Origin of the sequence: Pseudoalteromonas sp. CO342X (assembly GCF_004208915.1) — a bacterium.
Classification (GTDB): domain Bacteria; phylum Pseudomonadota; class Gammaproteobacteria; order Enterobacterales; family Alteromonadaceae; genus Pseudoalteromonas; species Pseudoalteromonas maricaloris.
In genome coordinates this window covers 110,105-130,204 of record NZ_SGPH01000013.1, presented here as the reverse complement: position 1 = coordinate 130,204, position 20,100 = coordinate 110,105, and the positions used below count along the sequence as shown (strand labels likewise).

The window sequence follows — 20,100 nt, the reverse complement described above, 5'->3', positions numbered from 1 at the left end:
TTATTTGTCCGTATAATCCTTAGGCGTTATACATTGAGTTTACTTTGCCTGATTTAAACGCAGTTTCTGACTAGCTAGTATTTTACGCACAAGAAACTTCTTCATTGTTCATAGAGTGCATTTTCAAGAACTTTCGTTTTAAATAATTATCTACTTTTGTGAAGCTGCCCGTAGGGTTTTCTTCTACATACCACCATAGCTGTAACTTTGCCCTTGTAAGTGCAACATAAGCTAATCTCATAGCCTCTTCTTTTTGAGCATCATTGTACGAAAGAGAAAAACCTGCAAGTTTATATAAATAGTTTCGCAATACATGGTTAGCATCATATGTACAATCTTCAACTAGAAAACAGTAATCAGCCTCTAACCCTTTACTTCTATGAAATGTTTCAAACTGAATCCAATCTGGAATGACTTTTAGCCCAAGACCTTTTTTTAATTTTCCTAAAACATTGTTCGTTTTAGCCAAAATTAAAAGCCCAGTTTCAGTTTTCTTCCACTCTTTTCCATTAAGCTCGTTTATGATCACAGATAGCATTTTTAGAGCTTCATTAGTTAAAGTCTGCTTTGAAAACTCTGATAAAAACAATCTATTGCGACTGTCTTTTTGTGTACATCTGCCTGTCTTATGGTTTCTTCGATTATATGCTAAAGCAGACTCTGCCGCAGATACAATAACTTGATAAGAGCGATAGTTTGTATCCATATAAATCGTTTTTATATCTTTTGATACAAAGTATTTTTGGTAATTGTTTATAAATTCGGGTGAACTCCCTCTCCAACCATAAATTGATTGATAATCATCTCCTACACACATCAAAGATGTTTTAATTTGTTCACCTTTCAATCTTCTTAAAGTAGCTATTATCCAGTGAGAAACTTCTGGCGATATATCTTGAAATTCATCAATAAATATATTGGATAGGCTACTCTTAGTCTGTCGAGAAAGTTTGTCAAAACAACCATTTTCTGGGTTTGAGAAATTAATAAACATGTCATGAAACCGCACAACATTAAAATGAGGAAGAAACTTTTCTGTAAAAAACGGCCAAAATATAGTAACTGCTTTTAAAAATAATTTATCGCCCCCTTTTATATATGTTTCACCTAGATGTTTAGCTGCTTCATTTATTGGAACACCTAAACTTTCACCAAAACAAGCTAAGTTATATATAGCATCTTGCAACTCAGAGAACCCTAGATCACCAGACATCCGAACTTGAAATCTAGGGCATGTTTTATGTACTTCAGGTTCAGCAACTTGATTGTCTATTAGAGTCTTTAGTGCTAATAACTCTCTTTCATTTCTAATTGCACAAACCCTTTCGTTTGACTTGTGTCTTAGAAGGTATGCTTTTCTTTTTATTAAAGTGTACGTACCATGCTTAAATCCACAACTGAGTACAATTTCCTTTTCTATTTCTGATTCCAGAAAGTCATCATATTCAGGATAAAATACAACATGTAAGTTAAGTTCTGGTATATAAGCATCACTTTTCAATTTTAGGGTTGGAAAGTCCGTATTTTCGAATGTAATTTGTTTACCAGGGTAATTACCTAGCTCGAAATACCCACGCATTAAAGGCAACAATAACTTATCAAACTCTTCGGTTTTGGAAATTACTTTCTTATTAGTATTTGGAGTTGTCTCATCATCCATTGCGCCTTTTAGTTTTTCGATAAAAAGCAGATCAATAAGCTTTTTAAACTCTTTATGGTGGTTGTAGTACATATCCAATGCATTCAAAATTAATTCGTTTTGACCATCAGTTAATTCTGAAATATTAACAAATTGCTCATTTGAAGCTTTTATAGCTTCGTCTATGCTTCCTTCATTTGCACCTTTACTTCCAGCATCTTTTATGAACTCGAAAATCCTCTCATTCCCGTTGAGAAAAGACGCTTTAGCCATCTCTAATACTTTAGAGTGGAATGTTCGTATTACCTTTTCACTTTTCTCTTTCGACACTTCAATACCGTATCTACCAAAAACTTCTATCAATTTAACTCTAAAGTCTTTAACTGAAGCTCTAGTGAAGGAAAATACGGTAATGTCATCAAGGCTCACATGACATTGCGTGTGAAGAAATAAAAGTCTATAAATTAAAGATGTAGATTTTCCTGAGCCAGCCCCTGCTATTGCCAAAGAATTTCTAGAATTAGAAAAAATTAGCTCTCTTTGATTATCATCTGGCGGGTGCTTTAGTGAATTTAAGAATCTAACATCAAACTCTTCTATTTCTTTAGAGCCAAAATTTAATTTCGAGGATTCCACAATGTCATCGTTGATTAAATTTGGATCTGATATGGGTTGGTGCGTATGCACAATTATTGGAGTGATATCAACCTTGGCCTTTTCATAGCCTTGGTCATATGCTTCTGAAACGAGTTTACTATGTTTGTTTTTTAATCTGGTTAGTAGGTTATATAGGTGTTTTCTTTTTGTTAGTTGAAGCTTTCTTAGTACCTTATTTTTCCAGTTCATTTACACATCCGTTGTTCATAACCTATTTTACATCAAGACAATATCTAGCCCTAATAAAGACATTAGGTTAGTTACAATTAAAGTTTGGTTGGAGAAGAGAAATTCTTAATTTCAATATAAAATTAGTGCTATTTGTATAAGCTGTTACTATTTATCAAATTCACAATCATAGAAAAAGCTATTAATATCAACATCATACTCTTGAGCTAATAAATACAACTGTCCAGCAAAAATCCTATTTTTACCTGTTTCGAATTTACTATACTGCTGATTACTTACTCCGATCGCTGCACCAAACTGACCTTGGGACGCTCCTTTGTAGCCTCTTAATTTCTTTAACTGCTTACAAATCAATAGATTAATATCATCTTCACTTAAACGCTTCATTTTTCATAATAAAATCAGATCTTTAGTTGACACTAGAATAATTTTTCCTATACATTAAAGCTCCAACCCTAGGTAGGAAGACTTGAAATTAGGAAAGATTATGAAAAAAGTTAAAAATTTATTTGCTACTTGTTTGGTATTTTCAAGCCTAGTTGGCTGTGGCGGAAATGTAATCGCTGATGAAGGTTTAGCAAAACTGTCAGCTATTGAACTAGCAACTTTGTACTGTGCAGCTATGAAAGATACCAACTTAGAGCAATTAAAAGTTCTAGTTGGCAATGAAAAAGACTGGAATGAATTCAGAAGCATCTATTTTGCAAATGACAAAGAAATTGCGAAACACAAAGCCAAAGCTGAGAAATACAACTGCGAAGTTGTCCAAGCAAAAGAGAGCAAGAAGCACACTAAAATTTACTTCAAAAAATTTAAGAACGTTTATGTCTACAAAGAAAACGGCATAAACACTCTCAAGCTTATTTAAAGCTTACCTGTTATCTCAGTTTGAATTTCGATACCCATTTTAGAAATTAAAGGGAAGTAATGAATAAATTAACTCTCAACTCCATAGCAATGACATTGGTATCTCTTAGCTTCGTTGCCAACGCTTCAGAACCTTTAAATATGAATACCACACACTCATTTATTCAAGATGAGCACTACTCTAAACAATATGTTTTAAATGCACTCGTACTCAATGAACAAAGCCGATGGAATTACGGTGAGCCAATAGGCACACCAGTCACTATTAATTATGCCTTTGCAGGAGATGAATTCGGTTATCCATACTCTAGTTGTTGTATAGAGCGTGATTTCAAAGACTATGAAAAAGCTGCTTTTTTAGAAGTATTCGAAAATATTAGTTCAGTCGCAGGTCTTAAGTTTGTTGAAGTGAGTGATGTTGGCGATACAAATATCATTCTTACAATAAGTGAGAAAGCCGCAGGAGCTGAGTTTCCACCAACTAATGATAATGATGCAATACGTCCAAGGATTATTCACATTGGGCAGAGTGACTATTTAAATTACCTTGACCCTAGTCGAGATACCTTACCGTATGATCGTAGGAAAATAGGAGATATAGACTTTAAACATGACGTATCTCGCTCTAAAGACGCAATAGTTCACGAAGTTCTACACGCTTTAGGGTTAAAACACCCAGTTTATAACGACAACGAAACAATAATCCGTTTATTAGATGACAGCGAAGAAAATAAAATGTTTACAGCAATGTCTTACAATATGCCTGTAAGTACATCAGAAATTTATCGACCAACGACTGTAAAAAAATACGATGTAGTAGCGCTACAACATTTATACGGCGATCCTGCTACCCCCTTTGATAATGATCATTACGAGTATGACGACACTTTTTTCTATCACCAGATGATTGTCGATACTGACGGTAATGACACAATCAGCGTAGCTAAGAGTGAGCGAAACAATATTATTGATCTACGTGCTGGAGCATTTAGTTCTATAGCTCCAAATCCAACTGGTTTTTATGATGAAAGTGTTGGTGGTGAACATTCAAATCGTAGCCATAATAGCTTAGCAATATCATTTGACACAGTAATAGAAAATGCAGTTGGTGGATCTGGTGATGACACTCTGATTGGTAATAACGCAGATAACCAGCTAGACGGAGGGCTTGGCAATGATAAAGTCATTTATCATGGTGATAAAAATGATTATTCAATCACCAAGGACAACAACATCGTTATTGTCACTTCCCTTTTTAATGGCGATACAGACACATTAAAAAATATTGAAGTAATAGAGTTTAATGATCAAAGCGTAACTCTTAACAATGCACCTATTTTAATTATGCCTGAAGATTTATCAGTGCGTTTAGGCTCACCTGTTGAGTTAACACTTCAAGCAATAGACCATGATAATGATGCTTTGACTTATAGGTGGACGCAAACTAGCGGTAATAGTATTACTTTAAATAACTCCGATACTCCTAAAGTTTCGTTCATTGCTCCGATAACTGATGTAACTACTAGTTTAACTTTACAAGCCTTAGTTTCTGATTCCCAAAACGTAGTAACCGATGAAGTAATGGTCACTGTCCTACCAAATATTTCTCCTGTGGTAGAAATACCAGAAAATAAGTCAGCCAACGAAGGTGACATTGTAACTCTTTACGTTAAAGCAACGGACAAAGACAATGATACTTTGTCCTATCGTTGGTCTGTCAGTGGAGCATCAATACCCTTAAGTGAAAATACAACTGACACTATCACATTTAAAGCTCCTGAAGTCTCAAATGACACTGTTTTACAAGTCAATGTCTTCGTTTCAGATGGTTTTGATGAAGTAGGAGCTTCATCAACAGTAACAGTCAAAAATGTGGAAGCTTCAACTAATACTTCAGAGCCTAAAATTGCTGAGAAAAGCAGTGGGGGTTCGTTTAGCTTGATAATGTTGCTAATCGGCGGAGTGCTGTTAGCCAATCGAAGAAATTTAACAAAATAAATTGATAACAACACAGAGATGAAAAACCATGAAAAAATTATTACTAATATCTGCTTTTACCCTCGGTCTTGCTGGCTGCGGAGATCCCATCGATGATGCTTCAGAAATAGCAACAGAGTACTGCGAAGCGATTAAACGCACTAACTTTGATGATGCTAAAGAACTTGCTGTGGGCTATGTAGTTGATGCTAATGAACGCTGGTTTGATAAAGACAACCGTAAGTATAGAAAAGTATTCGGTGATCAACGTTGTAGCATTAAAAATGTTGATGCTTCTGAAGATGAAAAAAGCTTTAAAGTTTACTTCTCCCCTTCACTTAAATCTGAGGGGTCGTTCGTAGAAATTGAATATTCAGAAGACAAGGGAGAGTACACTGTTACTAGCGATATGTTTGCTGTTTACCAGTTTTTTTAATGATAAAAGTTATCTAACATATCTAAAGTGAAGCGATAAAGCCTCTGTGGTTGCCTTTCATATATCAAGTTATATAACTAAGTAGCGCGATATTGGGCAGTCATTTTTGAAGCCTTGATAAGAGTTTAACCTTCTTTCGTTAACGAGGTTAGACTCTAGTGAATCAGAAAAATTACTTTTATCTTTATGTTCATAACCTCCCCTTGAAATTTGTTTAAAAATAAACCAATCTTAATGTGCGATATAAACAATCTCATATTACAAGGTAGTTTATGTAAGTTGGGACCTTACTACAGGAAATAGCTTATGAGTCACCAAGAAATAGTACAAAGAGCAATGGACTTTGACATGGATATAGTAGTCAGAAGGTACATGAAGGATTATGAGCTTCCTAGAGAAGTTGCAAAAGAGCATGAGAAAGAACTAAAGCGATATCTCGCTCTAAATGCTATTAATCCACCAAAAGCCTACGGTATGAGAGGACAAGTGGATGAGATATGGCATACATTTCTCCTATTTACAAAAGAGTATCAAAAATTCTGTTCGGAGGTAGGAGGGAGATTCATTCATCATATACCTAACACGCATCTCTCTCTTCCTGAGCGTTCCACCTATTTTAATACCTTAGAAGACTATGAAGAGATTTTTGGAGAAAAACCTCCAGAGCACATATGGCCTAATGTTCCTAATCCAAACAACCCTCTAGATTCAGCTAACCTCGATGTTTGTAGTACTAGTTGCAGGGGATGTGGAAGTGGTTGTAGTAGTTGCGGTTCAGGTTGTGCGGGATGTAATTCTTGTAGTAGTGGCAATTGAGATAGTTTATGAAAATTCTATTTATAGGGAAGTTTCCTCCCATTCAAGGAGGGGTTAGTGCATCTAGCTTAACATTAGTAAAGGATTTACATCGTTTAGGCCACGAAGTAGTAGTACTGACTAACGCCAATGAAGTCGAACAAGGCTTTAGGCAAAACCTATCAAGAAGTGATTGGGGTAAAATAAAAGAATATGTAGGCGATAAGGTGAAAATACACAGTAGCTCGTTGGATGAAAACCCAATGCATATTCCTTTTTCTAAATGTTATTTTGAAAAGCTTTCTGGGTTAGGGATGGAAATCCTCGAAAATACTAAAGTGAACTTAATAGTTTGTTGGTATTTTCAACCTTATCTCCAAGTAGCGTCATATCTATCAAGTTTGTATCAAATCCCGTTTGTTGTGAACCATGCAGGAAGTGATCTAGGGCGGCTCTCTAAAGAAGCTCATCTTAGAAGGTTATATTCCAAAGCTTTAGAAAACTGTGAAATGGTATTTACTAGGAAAAACTCAATTACTCTTCTTAAACAAACTTTTCCTAAGTTGCCTAATTCAAAAGTTAGAATTGTCACAAAAGGCAGTAAAATCCCCAAATTATTTAGCATAAATGCCAGAATGGCTTCCTTAGACGATGAAATTTTAAAGGCGAGAGATATTTATGCAAATAATAAATTTTATATGAGTGAGCGCTCAAAACTAGAGAAAATAAACGATGGATTTCCTAAAAAAAATATTCCGATAATAGGTATGTATGGGAAAATTGGAAAGACTAAAGGTAGCTTTGCAATTTTAAGGGCATTGGATGAGTTGATAAAAAAAGGGATCGAATTTAATTTTGTATATGTGGCAGGTGGAACCAAAATTACTTTTAGTGAATTCATAAAGGAGTTAAGTAGCTGTCATAAGCTTGTAGAAAGAACTTGGGTAGTCCCATATGTAAGTTATTTGAAAGTTCCTAACTTCATAAAAAAGTTTGACGTAACTTTATTCCTTGAACATGGTTTTACTATTGAAATCCATAATCCAACTATCCCATATGAAATCCTCGCAGTCGGTTCCTGCTTAATAACTACAGATGAAATAACACAAAAGTCTATTTTAAAAGATTTACTTGTAGATCTAAAAAATTATATAAGAGTAAAAGATCCTAGTATAAGAATCGATTTAGCTACGGCAATTGAATACGCTTTAGAAAACAACCGATTCAAAATAATTGGTGCTCATGGACGCTCCGTTCATCAAGTTGTACAAGGTGATAAAGAACAGTATCACCCTATCGCTCTGGAAATTGATAACGAGTTTGGTTAGACCAAAGCCAACGAAACATCAGATAATTTTTCTAGTCATATCCTTGAAAACTTAAAATTAGATTTAGCATGCTTGATAGCAAATTCTGCTTCTTTTGCAGTAAAGTACTTACTCTGAAGTATTCGATAATCATTACTTTCTTTACGCCACTTATACGCTCTAACGATACCAAGCACTTGTAACTCTTTGAGAGATTTAACAATATATTCTCGGCAACGGGCTTCGCTATATCCTCTATATTTCAAACCTAAAACACAACTGAGCTTTTCCAATTTAAAGTCAATCATTACCGTTCCATGAGTTGACAGGTATTTATAAAGAGCTTTATTAGCTTCACGCTCAATGTTGCATAATTCCTCTATATTCAAATACGAAATATTTGAATTCGGCATATATAGTTCTTCGATGAATTCAGAGATAGAAAAACGAATTTCTTTAGATTCAAAGTCTAAAACAGGTGACTCCTCAAAAAAATAACCCGTTTCAAATACTTTATTTTGGGCTTTAGAATTTAACCTGTAGCTCACTCTATTTGTGTCTAATCTCTGTAGACTTGCCTTAATTTTCTTAAAGTCCACTGCACGAGTTCCTTTATTAGCCTGTAACAGTAAATCTTTCACCTCTTTCAAAGGGAGATTTAATAATTGAGGATCTTCATTGTTGGCTTTTGCGTTTCTCCAATGTCGAATTAACATTGCAAAGAGTGGATAGTCAGTTGAATGGTTTAGATAGTTACCAAATATCTGTACCTCAAATAAAGAATCTTTAAATGTATAGGATCGGTTGTTGTTTAGAATGCGGTCTTGGACAGGTTCAAAAATGCTAGTCCTATTAAACAAGTTGTGTATTGCAACGCTTCGCATGGAAGATGATTTAAAAATTGTTTTATTCATCAACTATTCACAATGTAACTTCAGTGAGGAAAAACTAGCTTATCATGTAACTTCAGTGAGGAGGTAGTTTTCTTCATATAAACTAAATAATCAGGCTATTTCAGAAGTTTACGTAAACAACAGTCTTTCTATTCGATGACATAGTTTTAGAAAACTTATAAAGAGTCCTTATACACAACTTACTTTAACTTGGATTTCATAAAGTTTCTGGGTTGAATTAGTTCGCACTAATTCATAGTTTTATTGTGAATAAGGTACTCTTGCTATCCTATTTTACTGTTTCTAAATGATTTGAACTGGTTTAATAAATGTTCATTTCCTGTACCAGTATCTTCTTGAATATCAGAAAGATACTCTTCTACCAAAACATTAGTGCAAGTTTGCTCGGTATCCGTGATTAGTTGAATTAATTCATTTAATCTCTCACTTCGAAATTGCTTCGGCATCGGATAAGCGATATTTGCACAAGTTTGTTCCCCAACATATGGTTTAAACATACACCCAATATGAGCTTGGTTATGCTGTAGTCTATGTACCGACTTTTTAAAACAATATCCCATTAACAAAAGTAAAATAAGCGATTCTTGACTACGATATTCCCACTTATTTTTAAGAAAAAATCTTAACTTATCTAACTTTAGCTCTCTTCTTTCAATGACTTTAGTCAGATAACCATCAATAATGGATATTACTTTCTCTATACTCATACTTTCATCTATTACATCTAAAAGTTCTGGGTATTTCTTTAGTAATTTAACTATCTGATGAATCAACCAGCTCTGTGGGTTGTATGATATGTCGAGTTCTTTTCCATAGTTAATTCTTATTTTTGCTTCTAATGCTTCTGCAAGTTTAATTATTGTGTCCATACAATTTTCCTTTTTTTATTCTTTCGACTATTGAACTACTAGAATTTAATTGTCGAGGGTTATTTTTTTCTACTTTTGCTTCCGTATCGTAGATATGTTGAATGAGCTGATTTCGAACTTCCTCGGAGTCGATGCCAAGTACACTTTCTGCTGTTAAATCAGCATAAACCGAAGCGTCTCCTGTTGCTGAAAACAAAGCCTTTAGCCACTCAGATATATATCTAAGCACTCGCTCAATATGGTCGTGAAACTCAACTTTTAACTTTTGGAGTTTAATTTCAGCTTCATGCTGTTTCTTTTGAATAAACTTATCTTTTTCTAGATGTTTTCTTTTAGTAATTTTCTTAGAAACACCGCGAATGAAACCCAATTCTATGAATTTTTCGGATAATAAAGTTTGGATTCTTTGAAAGTGGGGGTTTAACTCATTTGTTTTGCCTGTAAGCGGGTCTTTTCCTTTCTTTGACATGTGCTTTAAGTTCGAGCGTTTATTTTTGAAATCATAGTTAAAAAATAGTGCGTGACAGTGATAGTTTCTTTTGAATTGCTTTTTGCCATTTTCATCAGTCACAAAATGCCCTTCATCCAAATGTGTTGAAAAGCCAATTTGCGCGAAACCGAACTCTTCAGAAAAAGCTTTGCAATAATTTTTAATGCACTTGTTAATTTCTAAATGAGCTTGCGTAAACCCCAGTTTCTTCTCAAGTTCACGAACATTTTCATCACTTAGTATAATGATTTGCTCAAGGAGTGTATTCATGTCAGAACGACACTTTTTACCTGTCGTCTTCTGATATCTATCTTTGAGTTTGTGATAAGCATCTAATAATCCATTTGAGCCTTTTAAGAAAACAGTACTGTTGTGCTGAGTAAATTGATCAAATACATTAGCTGACTTAGTTTTACCAGCTCTAGTAATATGGTCAATTTCTGCAATCGCACTTTTGTAGTGTTTCTGGGTGACTGTAGTCTTTTTTACTCTTTGGCTACTTCCATCTTTTTGCTTTTCTGTTATCCAAATAGACTTTTTAACGTCTTTGGTTAATGCTTGATCTTTGTAATATGCAGTACGAACTGCTGCGAAGTTTTTCATTTATATTTTATTTTGTTATAACTTCAATAAAACATAAATTTTATAAAAATCAAGAGACTAACTTTTTAAAAAGTTTTAACCCACGAAAACCTATCACTCGAAACTCGTAAATAGGTGTGGGTTTTCAGGAGACTGAAAAAGAAGAAAGTGATTATAAATCACATAATACAAAAAGGACTTAATATTATTTCCTATATCGGCTATAACAAGTGCGCTCACCCTAAACTTGTCCAATCATTAATGCCCTCTAATTTACCTGTTGAATATGTAAAACTTCAACACAATGACAATACTGAAATAGATAATGAGTTTTTGATTAGAGCAAGTTCCGTCTGCAAAAGTTTTCTTTTGGAAATTATTCACTCGCCATAGCTTTCTCTGCCTTTTTTGATATCCGTACATCTTCATAAAATTTAGACAAAAGGCCAATGATGATTTCATTTTTGTAAAAATCACTAGGAGTAATCATCACGTTAGGCTTCCCTAAACTTGCATCACGGTCAAAAATTAAATGAAACCAAACATTAGGTACAATAAAGTTATAATGCTTAAAATCATCTTGTTTATCTAAAGGTATTGAAGAACAAAAAGTCAAAAAGTCTTTTTCAATATTTAAGTTTACAAATAGATTAAAATTACCTTCACCTTGTCCCAATATATAATCTTCTAGCATTTTCATATCTTCTTTGGCAAGGTTATGTTCGATAACATAAAGCTGTCTTAGCAAAAATGAAGCAGAAAAGTATTTTAAAGTTTCTACATTTTCTTTATTGAAATACCCAGCTTCTAAAGTTTGTTTGAATTCATCAAAACTCATTACGCCCTTAACTTTTTCATAATCTGTAATGTAACTAGTTTTCTTCAACTCCTTTTTTTCAATATCATTTATATCTCGTAAGATTCGAGCAAATTTAGTTTCATTTTTTGATAAAAGAATCTCACAATCATGACAAAATATATGCTTCTGCCATTGCCTTTGAGTAACATCGATCTTATTGTTTTTACTATCAAGTATAAGAAGTCCATTCAAGTTTTCATTATTACCTTGTTTTTTGCGAAGGTAACGATAAAGTAACTTAGGAATCAAGTGACTAGATTTTAAATCCTTTTTTTCTTTACACAGCTTGCAAATGGTAGACATACAGCTCAGCTCCAAAAATTAAATATGTATAAAAGCAAATTGTCCGTTCTATTGATGTGTAATGCTATGTGACAATACACGCACTCACAACCTTAATCGACTTAGAACATCTGCATTAAAAAGCTATCATCTAAATTGTCAGAGTCTACGGCTTCTTTTCGTGTTAAAACTTTTTCCATCATCAAGACTTTGATATCTGGTTTCATTGGTATGGGACATTCACGTTGCATATGAACATGGTCAAAATAATAGAACTCTTGCGTTTTCTTACAGTACCTCGTGTACTCATAACCTTTTTCTCCTTCATAATATAACGTCCTATCTTTAATAAAAATTTTAACATCCAGCTCACGCATAGCTTGATTAAATTTTTCGACATTATCTATCAAAGAAGAAGCTTCAGGGGTAATAATGAACGGATTAGTATGTTGTAATTCGTATTCAACTTCAGATTTTTTATTACTTAGCTCATCTAATTGGCTTTCAATCTCAGATATCACACCTATAACAAATTTTACTGCTTTTCCTGACTTTACTAGCTTTAGGTATTCAATCCGAGATTCATCTAACCCCTTTTGCAATTTAGAGATTTCAACATTTATCTCTTGAAGCTCTTTTTTTAATTCAATGTCCGAATTTTTAGATGAATATTTCAATAGAGCTTTCTTTTGTACAACGCTTACAAAAAACCAATGGGCAAGTATATATGGAAAAGTTGTAGGTTCACCATAAGCTGCACACGCTGCGTCATTGCTTGCTTTTCTTTGGCGGTAACTGCACCTTAAAACGGGTAAACTATTTCCCGTTTGCTGAATGCTCATCCCTGAATTTTCTTTACTATTGCGAGACGAAGAGCAATGACCACATCTAAACAAACCACTTAAAGGCCATGTTCTTTTGGGGTTAGAACTTTTGTGCTTATTATACCTTTCAATATGGGCAGTATTAGCTTCGATATACAAACTGTCGTCAACAGCAGCATCGAACATCTTTTGCTTTCTCCAAACGCCTTTAACTATATCACTGGTGATCCATCTAATTATCGTGGTCGGATTCATTTTCTGGATAGGTTCGTAATCAGGAAACTCTTCTTTTAATGTTCGAGAAATTACTACCTGTCCTTTTCCCTCACAGTAAAGCTCAAACATTCTTTTTACTGAGTCAGCATACCTATTTAATTTACCATTTTTATCTAGCCAGAACGGCCTTCTCATTTTAGGAACAATGCCGTGCTGTTGAAAATCTTTATATCTCTTTTGGTAACTATAAGAAATCTTCTTTTTGTGCCACTGAATTTCTTTGTGATGTCGATCTATTTCAAAGAATAATCTCGACATCGTAATTGGGTCATTGCCATGTTGAGGTTCAAACTCTACGCCATCAGCAACTGTAACTATAGTTATATCAGCATCCCAAAACCTCCTAATCAGGTCTTGTGATGAAGTAATATTTAATCGAGTTAACCGACTAATATTTTCTATAAGTAGAAATGATCCTCTTTCTATCTTTCCGTCTTCTAAGGCCTTTAAAAAATTACCTAATTTACCTTTGGCAACATGCTCACCAACTTCACCTTTACTGGCTGAAAGAGCTTCATCAAAAATGGACTTAGCTAATTCTGCTCTATCAGAGTTCCTTTCCAGCCATTCCATTTGTAGCTCTAACTGTCTATCTTCAGACGAATTATTGATTTGAGCAGCAGAACTAAACCTCTGATATAAATATGCTTTTCTCATTATGCAATCTCCTGTATTCAATATTATAACAAGGAATATGCACACATAGACTTTTTATTCACAATGCATATGATCGATAAGCAATAATGGTAAGTGCTCGCTTTGCTTTGCTTTTTCAATCCAAACTTGCGGGGTTTCACAGCCCAAAAACTGATTAATAGGCGTAAGTAAATCTGTGTACTTTTCTAACATAACAACAAAAGACTAATGTGTTTGCGCCATTTTATCATAACTTCTCGCTGCAAGGTGCACCACTAGGCTATTCCCCAAGAAGTTTTAGACCATTCTGAAAATAGTAATATTGCTATTCAACTACATTTTCTTGACAAAAATTAACTCATCTCTCATAACTTAATTGAATTGTACAAAAATAGTACAAACCTATATTTGAGGGGCTAACTATGATCTTTAATCATCTATGGGGCTTATATGCTCACCCGCACGAAGAGTGGCAAACAATTGATAACCGTCACGAAAGCATGTTTTACAGTTTGTCACATATCGCGCTTGTTGCGCTGATCCCAAGCATTATGGGGTACTATTCTTCAGTCTACTTAGGCTGGAGTGTTGGTACTGGGGATGCTGTCTATTTAACTCATGAGTCAGCAATATTAATTGGTGTTGCAATGTACTGCGCATTGATTGCAGGCGTCTTTATTCTGGCGTATCTCGCCCACTGGATGGCCATCACTTTTGGCTCAACACCGACCTATACACAGACTCTAGAGTTATCAGCTTACACGGCAACACCAATGTTTATGTCGGCATTTGCGGCATTTTATCCTGAGCTTTGGTTTGTCGTATCGGTTGGGATGGTTGCACTGGCGTACTCCGTTTATCTGCTTTATACGGGCGTGCCTATTCTTATGCATATTCCTGAAGAGCGTGGGTTTATTTATGCCAGCTCGGTTGTGACTTGTGGCCTAGTGCTGTTAGTCATCATTCTTGCTGCAACCGCTATTTTGTGGACTAATGGCATAATTAGCCCTACGTTTACGTAACCTGAGGGCAGGATAAGAAATAGATTAATCTATTTCTGCTAACGCTAGTTGTATTTGGTTGGAAAATGAAAAGACAAACCTTTTCTTGGCTTTTATCCTAAATGATGAATAAAAACGGCGCTTGTTTAGCGCCGTTTTTATTTTGTAGGTCGAAATATGACATGGGGTTGTCGATATTTACCTTAGCGATATTTGCCGACATTTACCTTACCGATATTTGTCGACATAAATGTCGACCTACTTTGCGAATACTTCGTCGGTTTTAGCGGCACAGATAAAATCGTTTTTATGAAGACCTTTAATAGAATGACTCCACCACGTTACCGTCACTTTACCCCACTCGGTAAGAAGACCTGGGTGATGGCCTTCTTCTTCAGCCATATCGCCCACCTTGTTTGTGAACGCAATTGCTTGTTTAAAGTTTTTAAACTTGTAAACACGCTCAAGCTGCATAATACCATCGCGTACTTCAGGTACCCAATCAGGGATCTGTTTGATTAGAACCGCTAGTTCTTCATCTGATACTTTAGGCGCATCCGCACGACACGCTTCACATTTTTGTGCACTTAAATCAGACATTGATAATTCCTTAACTTGCTAGTTTTTCTTTTGGCGGAAACTTAGGTTCAAATAACCCTAGCTCTTTTGCTTGTTCAACCAGCGACATGATATCCATTTTAGAGATCTCAAATAAGTCGTTGATTGAGTTAATTGTATAGTAAACAGGTTGCATAATGTCGATGCGATAAGGTGTACGTAACACATCTAACACGTTAAGCGGATTAATTTCTGGTTTGTCAGAGTAAACATATTGAGTCTCACCTGGACTTGACAGCACACCGCCACCATAAATACGCAGACCTTGCTCTGTTTGCATCAAACCGAATTCGACGGTAAACCAGTATAAGCGTGCAAGGTATACACGGTCTTTCTTCTCCGCGGCATAGCCTAGCTGACCATACTTGTGTGTAAACTCGGCGAATGCTGGATTCGTTAGCATTGCACAATGGCCAAAAATCTCATGGAAGATATCTGGTTCTTGCAGGTAATCAAACTCTTCTCTTGAGCGAATAAAGGTCGCTACAGGAAACTGCTTGTTGGCAAGCAATCGAAAGAACTCATCAAAATCAATCAGTGCGGGCACTGGCGCTACCTGCCAACCCGTTTCTTTCGCTAGTGCTTCGTTTAACTCACTTAGTTGTGGAATGCGGTCTTTTGGTAAGTTAATTTTCTCAAGGCCTGCCAAATATTCATCACAAGCTTTGCCTTCGATACACGCTAGCTGACGTGCAACTAACTCTGACCAAATTTGATTCTCTTCATCTGTCCAAGCGATAACACCATTTTCATCTGGCTGCTTAGATACATATTTACTTGCTTTAGCCATTTTACATTCTCACTTACTTCACCCCGAGTTGATGATCTTGCAATTTCAATTGCTGTCCTGTTGATGGTTCGGAGCGCTTCAACTTGTGACTTTGATACTAAGTAAAAGTGAAGGAAAGTTTAATAGTGAGCACGTTTATCACATTTCGCACAACAAGCACTTTCGTAAACAATAAAATACACTCGCGTAAAATTAATATTACACGCATAGTAAAAAGGGGCCAAACCCAGCCCCTTTGTAAAAATTAAATTACAGTTATATTTTGTTAAACGCCTGCTTCAGATCGTCAATAATATCTTCTACGTCTTCAAGCCCCACTGAAATCCGAATTAGTCCATCAGAAATTCCCGCAGCTAACCTTTCCTCTTGTGTATAAGGAGAGTGTGTCATTGATGCCGGATGTTGAATGAGCGTTTCTGGGTCACCTAGACTTACCGCTAACGTACACAGCTCAGTCGCATTGATAAATTGTTCACCCTGCTCTAGCGAGCCGTTGATTTCAAAAGCAATTACCCCACCTGCTCCTTTCATTTGTTCACCAAGAAATTGGTAACCAGGATGCGAAGGTAAACCAGGGTAGTAGACTTTATTCACTTTAGGGTGCGCTTCTAGGAACTCTGCTACCATTTGTGCGCTTTGACAGTGGCGTTGTACACGCAAAGCTAAGGTTTTCAATCCTCGATTGATTAACCAAGCATCATGAGGACTGATTGTAGCGCCAATGTCTTTTAACACGGTTAATTTGATAAGTTCTATGTGCTGTTTTGAACCGCACACGAGCCCTGCTACCACATCCCCATGACCATTTAGGTACTTGGTTGCGCTGTGCACAATAAGATCAGCACCATAATTCACAGGCTTTTGTAAAAGTGGTGTCATAAAGGTATTGTCAACGACAAACAAGAGCTCGTGCTGTTTCGCGATCTCCCCTAACATTTTCAGATCTAATACCGTCATGTTGGGATTGATCGGCGTTTCGGCAAACAATAGTTTTGTATTTTCCTGTACCGCATCACGTAGCGCTTGCTCATCGGTTAAGTCAATAAATGACACCTCAATACCAAATTTAGGCAACATATGCGCAAATAGTGCGAAGCTACAGCCATACAATGCGCTTGATGCAATCATATGATCGCCTTGCTGTAAAAAGCTCAGCACCGATGCAGAAACGGCACCCATGCCAGTGGCGGTCGCCGCAGCATCTTCCATTCCCTCAAGTCGAGCGACTTTTTCTTCTAGCTCTCGGGTCGTAGGGTTGCCTAAGCGAGTATAGATATAACCGGGCTCTTCACCAGCGAACCGTGCGGCTCCTTGCGCTGCATCTTTAAAGTGGAATGTTGAGGTTTGATACAAAGGAGCGGTTAACGCCCCATGTGGGTCATCAAAATGATTGGGTCCGTGAATACACTGACTGTCATCTCTTAATTTTTTCATACTTGCCTGCTGATTTTATTATTGCCAATCAAATAAACATGGTAGTGAATTGATTAGCGTCGTTTTTGTGTAATAACCAATATGTAGGGCAGTTTAGAAAAATAGACAAGCATGCCAGATGGGGAGACGGCTAGTTCACTTATTGTAACTAGCCAGTTTTACTTAAAGAGGTGTATAAAATTGTTGCCGTTTAATCTTTTTTGCTACGCCTTAATAGCACATCTACGACTGAGCTAATCGCATTTTTCAAAAGACTTTGTTTGTGCTCCAAACGTGGTAATGGTCGACAAAGTTCCATCGCCTTGTAGCCCAAGCGGGCTGTAAATATCCCAGCACTTAGACCCTGTGCCGAACGGGTAGAAAGCTTGCCAAGTAATTCAGCCCCCACACTGGTCGCAGCAAGGTCGCTTACCAGTTCACTTGCGCCAACAAATACCATTTGCTTCAACAACATTTTGTACAAGGTGATACGGCTGCGATACGCTAATCGAATACCATAATGTTTGCTGATCTTTTCCACCAGCACGACTCCGCGCCAAAGCACCGCCAGCATATCCACAAGTGCAAGTGGACTTAAAGCAACTAAGAGCGCCGATGTTGTCGCATGCTCCTGAATTAGCTTTTTAGCTTCAGCATCTTGGCCTCGGAGCAAAGTTTTTTCATATAAAGTGATGACTTCTTTGTCTGTGTGGTGAGGCTGTAATGCCTCTTCAAATACGGCAACCTTTTGTTCTGAATGCGCTTTTAATAGTGGCGCAAGCCAAGCTCGCGCCTCGCCAATTTGGTCACTCTGTAATAAGCGCTGGGCATCATGTTTAATTTGCTGATGTTGTTTAAGCTTGCTAAGTGCGATGACTTCCGAAAATAAGAACTTAAATAGCGCAAGTAAACCAAGAGACAACACCGTGGTGTATAGACTAAACAGCAGAATATTTTGCTCATAGCTCTCTATCAAGGTCAGTGCTGCTTCTACAATAATAAGTACTAATAGCGCGAGCAAAAAGCACTGCTTAAACCCAAATCGCCAAGGCGATTCGTAAATACGTTCAATTTTCGGTAATTCGGGTTCAGGCACAGTATCAAGGCTTTCACTCACAACCAGCTCATTGCCGAGAACTTTGCCTTCACCACCCAAATGTTGAGACTCATTTGGGCTTTCAGCGTCGATGTTTAAGCGCCTACCCGAACCTTGGTAAGGTTTTGTCTGATCTGTCATCTTAATTTATCTCCAATTAAGAACTGCAAAGCATGATCAAGCCTGATATGCGATAAGTTTCCTTGCCTCGCAGGTAGCGGCTCAAACGCTAGAAACTCAAACCCACTTTGTGGCCAAGCCTGCGCCTTTGGAACGTGATCAGGCGGAGTTGGTGGCACATAATTAATAAACTGCTGCTCGCCGACTGGCTTGCCGTAAATACATTGCACATGTTGCGTCCCCTCTTTCACCGCTCTCGACTCAACACTTCTCACCGAAGAGAGAGACATCGTGTCCACGGTTACCCCATTGAAGCGAAGCTCATTGGCGCTGTCCACCAACATTTCATTTAACAACCTTGTCAAATTGGTCTGCTTCTCGTTCAAGACGCCATCACATTTGTTGGCGGCAAATAGCACCTTATCTATTTTTGGGTTAAATAAACGAGACAAAAAGCCACTTTTACCATGAGAAAACATGGCGAGGATCTGCTTTAACGCAACTTCTTGCTCTTTCAATGTGTCATAGCCATCACTTAAGCTACCCAAAAGATCAACTAACACGACTTGGCGGTCAAACTGGCAAAAGTAATCTTTGTAAAATGGCGCCACTACTTGCTTTTTATAGGCTTCAAAACGCTCCACAAGCTGTTGGTATTGTGAATGCTCGGTAATGTCGTTGGGGTGAACTTGCACAGGGAAAAACAACAATATTGGCGCTCCCTCAAGGTCACCTGGGATCAACGCCCGGCCAGGTTGCAAGTTAGATAAACGAGTGTCCCGCTGCAACTGCGCTAAAAGCGCATGGTAACTTTGTGCAAGCATTTTCAGCTTACTTTCATCCACTGCTTCAGTACCATCAAACTGCTCGAGGAGCTGTAAAAACGTTTGTGCAAATGGCTGATATTTAGGCTTACTTAATAATGTAAATTGCTGCTCACACCACTCGGGAAAAGTCATTTTAAGTAGCGGCAAGTCCATTAACCATTCACCCGGGTAATCATATAGTTCAAGGTATAGTGTATGAGTTTGCGCTAAGTGTTGTTTGAGTCCGCGTTCACTATGATACCTAAACGCCAATGTTAAGGTATTGATACGTTTGGTTGACGCAGGCCATGTTGGCGGCTCTTCCAACAAACAAGTTATTGCTTGCTGATAGTCAAAAGTGGGCACCGCCAGTGCCTTCTGTGGCTCAGGACGGCACGCAACAAGACGCCCTTCACTCACGACATCTAAAAACGGTAAGTTGTCGGTGCTCGTTTGGGTAGTCAGATGCTTGATAAGAGCAGTGATAAATGCGGTTTTCCCGCTGCCACTAAACCCAGTTACGGCAAGCTTTATGTGCTTATCAAAAGAGCGGTGGAGCGTTTTTTTGGCTTGTTGTTTTAATTTATCTAAGGAAGATGGGGTTCGAAAGCGTGACGTAGTCATAAATAGAAAGGTGCCCCTCAAGAAAATGCCAAG

The 20,100-nt window shown here is 37.0% G+C and carries 18 protein-coding genes and 1 pseudogene; 6 read left to right on the top strand and 13 right to left on the bottom strand.

What is annotated here, in order from left to right:
- Positions 1 to 82: 82 nt before the first annotated feature.
- Positions 83 to 2,485, bottom strand: a complete 2,403-nt coding sequence (locus EXT47_RS05235) for a UvrD-helicase domain-containing protein (protein ID WP_130126034.1) — start codon at positions 2,483 to 2,485, stop codon at positions 83 to 85.
- A 147-nt stretch (positions 2,486 to 2,632) separates the two neighbouring features.
- On the bottom strand, positions 2,633 to 2,872 hold the full coding sequence (locus EXT47_RS05230; RefSeq protein WP_130126033.1) for a helix-turn-helix domain-containing protein: 240 nt from the start codon (positions 2,870 to 2,872) through the stop codon (positions 2,633 to 2,635).
- Between the two features lie 100 nt (positions 2,873 to 2,972).
- On the opposite strand from EXT47_RS05230, the gene EXT47_RS05225 reads away from it, so the two are divergent.
- The 5 genes from EXT47_RS05225 to EXT47_RS05205 all read left to right on the top strand — a co-directional run bounded on the left by EXT47_RS05225 (position 2,973) and on the right by EXT47_RS05205 (position 7,888).
- A complete protein-coding gene (locus EXT47_RS05225; protein WP_130126032.1) occupies positions 2,973 to 3,353 on the top strand; it encodes a hypothetical protein in 381 nt (126 codons plus the stop codon).
- A gap of 59 nt (positions 3,354 to 3,412) precedes the next feature.
- Complete coding sequence (locus tag EXT47_RS05220; protein WP_130126031.1) at positions 3,413 to 5,350, top strand: M10 family metallopeptidase C-terminal domain-containing protein; 1,938 nt, start codon at positions 3,413 to 3,415, stop codon at positions 5,348 to 5,350.
- A gap of 28 nt (positions 5,351 to 5,378) precedes the next feature.
- Positions 5,379 to 5,765, top strand: coding sequence for a hypothetical protein (locus tag EXT47_RS05215; protein WP_130126030.1), 387 nt, complete (start codon positions 5,379 to 5,381; stop codon positions 5,763 to 5,765).
- A gap of 306 nt (positions 5,766 to 6,071) precedes the next feature.
- Positions 6,072 to 6,581: a hypothetical protein gene (locus tag EXT47_RS05210; protein ID WP_130126029.1), complete on the top strand. Its 510-nt coding sequence runs from the start codon at positions 6,072 to 6,074 to the stop codon at positions 6,579 to 6,581.
- An 8-nt stretch (positions 6,582 to 6,589) separates the two neighbouring features.
- Positions 6,590 to 7,888 (top strand): glycosyltransferase, encoded by a 1,299-nt coding sequence (locus tag EXT47_RS05205; protein WP_130126028.1) that lies wholly within the window; start codon positions 6,590 to 6,592, stop codon positions 7,886 to 7,888.
- A gap of 35 nt (positions 7,889 to 7,923) precedes the next feature.
- Here the strand turns inward: EXT47_RS05205 and EXT47_RS05200 are convergent, their stop codons facing one another.
- From EXT47_RS05200 to miaE, 6 genes and pseudogenes are all read right to left on the bottom strand, one after another.
- Positions 7,924 to 8,781, bottom strand: a complete 858-nt coding sequence (locus EXT47_RS05200) for a replication initiator protein A (RefSeq protein WP_130126027.1) — start codon at positions 8,779 to 8,781, stop codon at positions 7,924 to 7,926.
- Between the two features lie 263 nt (positions 8,782 to 9,044).
- Entirely contained in the window at positions 9,045 to 9,650 is a 606-nt protein-coding gene (locus tag EXT47_RS05195) for a hypothetical protein (RefSeq protein WP_130126026.1), read from the bottom strand.
- On the bottom strand, positions 9,634 to 10,743 hold the full coding sequence (locus tag EXT47_RS05190) for a hypothetical protein (protein ID WP_130126025.1): 1,110 nt from the start codon (positions 10,741 to 10,743) through the stop codon (positions 9,634 to 9,636). The genes EXT47_RS05195 and EXT47_RS05190 overlap by 17 nt, the downstream gene beginning before the upstream one ends.
- Positions 10,744 to 11,098: 355 nt before the next feature.
- Positions 11,099 to 11,884 (bottom strand): hypothetical protein, encoded by a 786-nt coding sequence (locus EXT47_RS05185; protein ID WP_130126024.1) that lies wholly within the window; start codon positions 11,882 to 11,884, stop codon positions 11,099 to 11,101.
- Positions 11,885 to 11,985: 101 nt separating this feature from the next.
- Positions 11,986 to 13,620, bottom strand: a complete 1,635-nt coding sequence (locus EXT47_RS05180; protein ID WP_130126023.1) for a recombinase family protein — start codon at positions 13,618 to 13,620, stop codon at positions 11,986 to 11,988.
- Between the two features lie 57 nt (positions 13,621 to 13,677).
- Positions 13,678 to 13,812 (bottom strand): annotated as a pseudogene (gene miaE, locus EXT47_RS05175) (tRNA isopentenyl-2-thiomethyl-A-37 hydroxylase MiaE); the annotation flags it as partial.
- Between the two features lie 209 nt (positions 13,813 to 14,021).
- On the opposite strand from miaE, the gene EXT47_RS05170 reads away from it, so the two are divergent.
- Positions 14,022 to 14,621 (top strand): Yip1 family protein, encoded by a 600-nt coding sequence (locus EXT47_RS05170; RefSeq protein WP_010606742.1) that lies wholly within the window; start codon positions 14,022 to 14,024, stop codon positions 14,619 to 14,621.
- A 237-nt stretch (positions 14,622 to 14,858) separates the two neighbouring features.
- Here the strand turns inward: EXT47_RS05170 and EXT47_RS05165 are convergent, their stop codons facing one another.
- From EXT47_RS05165 to EXT47_RS05145, 5 genes are all read right to left on the bottom strand, one after another.
- Entirely contained in the window at positions 14,859 to 15,200 is a 342-nt protein-coding gene (locus tag EXT47_RS05165; protein ID WP_039497096.1) for a 4a-hydroxytetrahydrobiopterin dehydratase, read from the bottom strand.
- A 10-nt stretch (positions 15,201 to 15,210) separates the two neighbouring features.
- Positions 15,211 to 16,008 carry a phenylalanine 4-monooxygenase gene (gene phhA, locus EXT47_RS05160; RefSeq protein WP_039497094.1) on the bottom strand — a complete coding sequence of 266 codons (798 nt, stop codon included), beginning with the start codon at positions 16,006 to 16,008 and terminating at the stop codon, positions 15,211 to 15,213.
- A 255-nt stretch (positions 16,009 to 16,263) separates the two neighbouring features.
- Entirely contained in the window at positions 16,264 to 17,442 is a 1,179-nt protein-coding gene (locus tag EXT47_RS05155) for a PLP-dependent aspartate aminotransferase family protein (protein WP_130126022.1), read from the bottom strand.
- A gap of 190 nt (positions 17,443 to 17,632) precedes the next feature.
- A complete protein-coding gene (locus tag EXT47_RS05150; RefSeq protein WP_130126021.1) occupies positions 17,633 to 18,658 on the bottom strand; it encodes a TIGR01620 family protein in 1,026 nt (341 codons plus the stop codon).
- Positions 18,655 to 20,067 (bottom strand): YcjX family protein, encoded by a 1,413-nt coding sequence (locus EXT47_RS05145; protein WP_130126020.1) that lies wholly within the window; start codon positions 20,065 to 20,067, stop codon positions 18,655 to 18,657. The genes EXT47_RS05150 and EXT47_RS05145 overlap by 4 nt, the downstream gene beginning before the upstream one ends.
- Between the last annotated feature and the right edge of the window lie 33 nt (positions 20,068 to 20,100).

Coding starts and splice junctions, on each gene's coding strand:
- EXT47_RS05235 (WP_130126034.1), bottom strand. CDS start 2,485: ATGAACTGGAAAAATAAGGTACTAAGAAAGCTTCAACTAACAAAAAGA.
- EXT47_RS05230 (WP_130126033.1), bottom strand. CDS start 2,872: ATGAAGCGTTTAAGTGAAGATGATATTAATCTATTGATTTGTAAGCAG.
- EXT47_RS05225 (WP_130126032.1), top strand. CDS start 2,973: ATGAAAAAAGTTAAAAATTTATTTGCTACTTGTTTGGTATTTTCAAGC.
- EXT47_RS05220 (WP_130126031.1), top strand. CDS start 3,413: ATGAATAAATTAACTCTCAACTCCATAGCAATGACATTGGTATCTCTT.
- EXT47_RS05215 (WP_130126030.1), top strand. CDS start 5,379: ATGAAAAAATTATTACTAATATCTGCTTTTACCCTCGGTCTTGCTGGC.
- EXT47_RS05210 (WP_130126029.1), top strand. CDS start 6,072: ATGAGTCACCAAGAAATAGTACAAAGAGCAATGGACTTTGACATGGAT.
- EXT47_RS05205 (WP_130126028.1), top strand. CDS start 6,590: ATGAAAATTCTATTTATAGGGAAGTTTCCTCCCATTCAAGGAGGGGTT.
- EXT47_RS05200 (WP_130126027.1), bottom strand. CDS start 8,781: ATGAATAAAACAATTTTTAAATCATCTTCCATGCGAAGCGTTGCAATA.
- EXT47_RS05195 (WP_130126026.1), bottom strand. CDS start 9,650: ATGGACACAATAATTAAACTTGCAGAAGCATTAGAAGCAAAAATAAGA.
- EXT47_RS05190 (WP_130126025.1), bottom strand. CDS start 10,743: ATGAAAAACTTCGCAGCAGTTCGTACTGCATATTACAAAGATCAAGCA.
- EXT47_RS05185 (WP_130126024.1), bottom strand. CDS start 11,884: ATGTCTACCATTTGCAAGCTGTGTAAAGAAAAAAAGGATTTAAAATCT.
- EXT47_RS05180 (WP_130126023.1), bottom strand. CDS start 13,620: ATGAGAAAAGCATATTTATATCAGAGGTTTAGTTCTGCTGCTCAAATC.
- EXT47_RS05170 (WP_010606742.1), top strand. CDS start 14,022: ATGATCTTTAATCATCTATGGGGCTTATATGCTCACCCGCACGAAGAG.
- EXT47_RS05165 (WP_039497096.1), bottom strand. CDS start 15,200: ATGTCTGATTTAAGTGCACAAAAATGTGAAGCGTGTCGTGCGGATGCG.
- phhA (WP_039497094.1), bottom strand. CDS start 16,008: ATGGCTAAAGCAAGTAAATATGTATCTAAGCAGCCAGATGAAAATGGT.
- EXT47_RS05155 (WP_130126022.1), bottom strand. CDS start 17,442: ATGAAAAAATTAAGAGATGACAGTCAGTGTATTCACGGACCCAATCAT.
- EXT47_RS05150 (WP_130126021.1), bottom strand. CDS start 18,658: ATGACAGATCAGACAAAACCTTACCAAGGTTCGGGTAGGCGCTTAAAC.
- EXT47_RS05145 (WP_130126020.1), bottom strand. CDS start 20,067: ATGACTACGTCACGCTTTCGAACCCCATCTTCCTTAGATAAATTAAAA.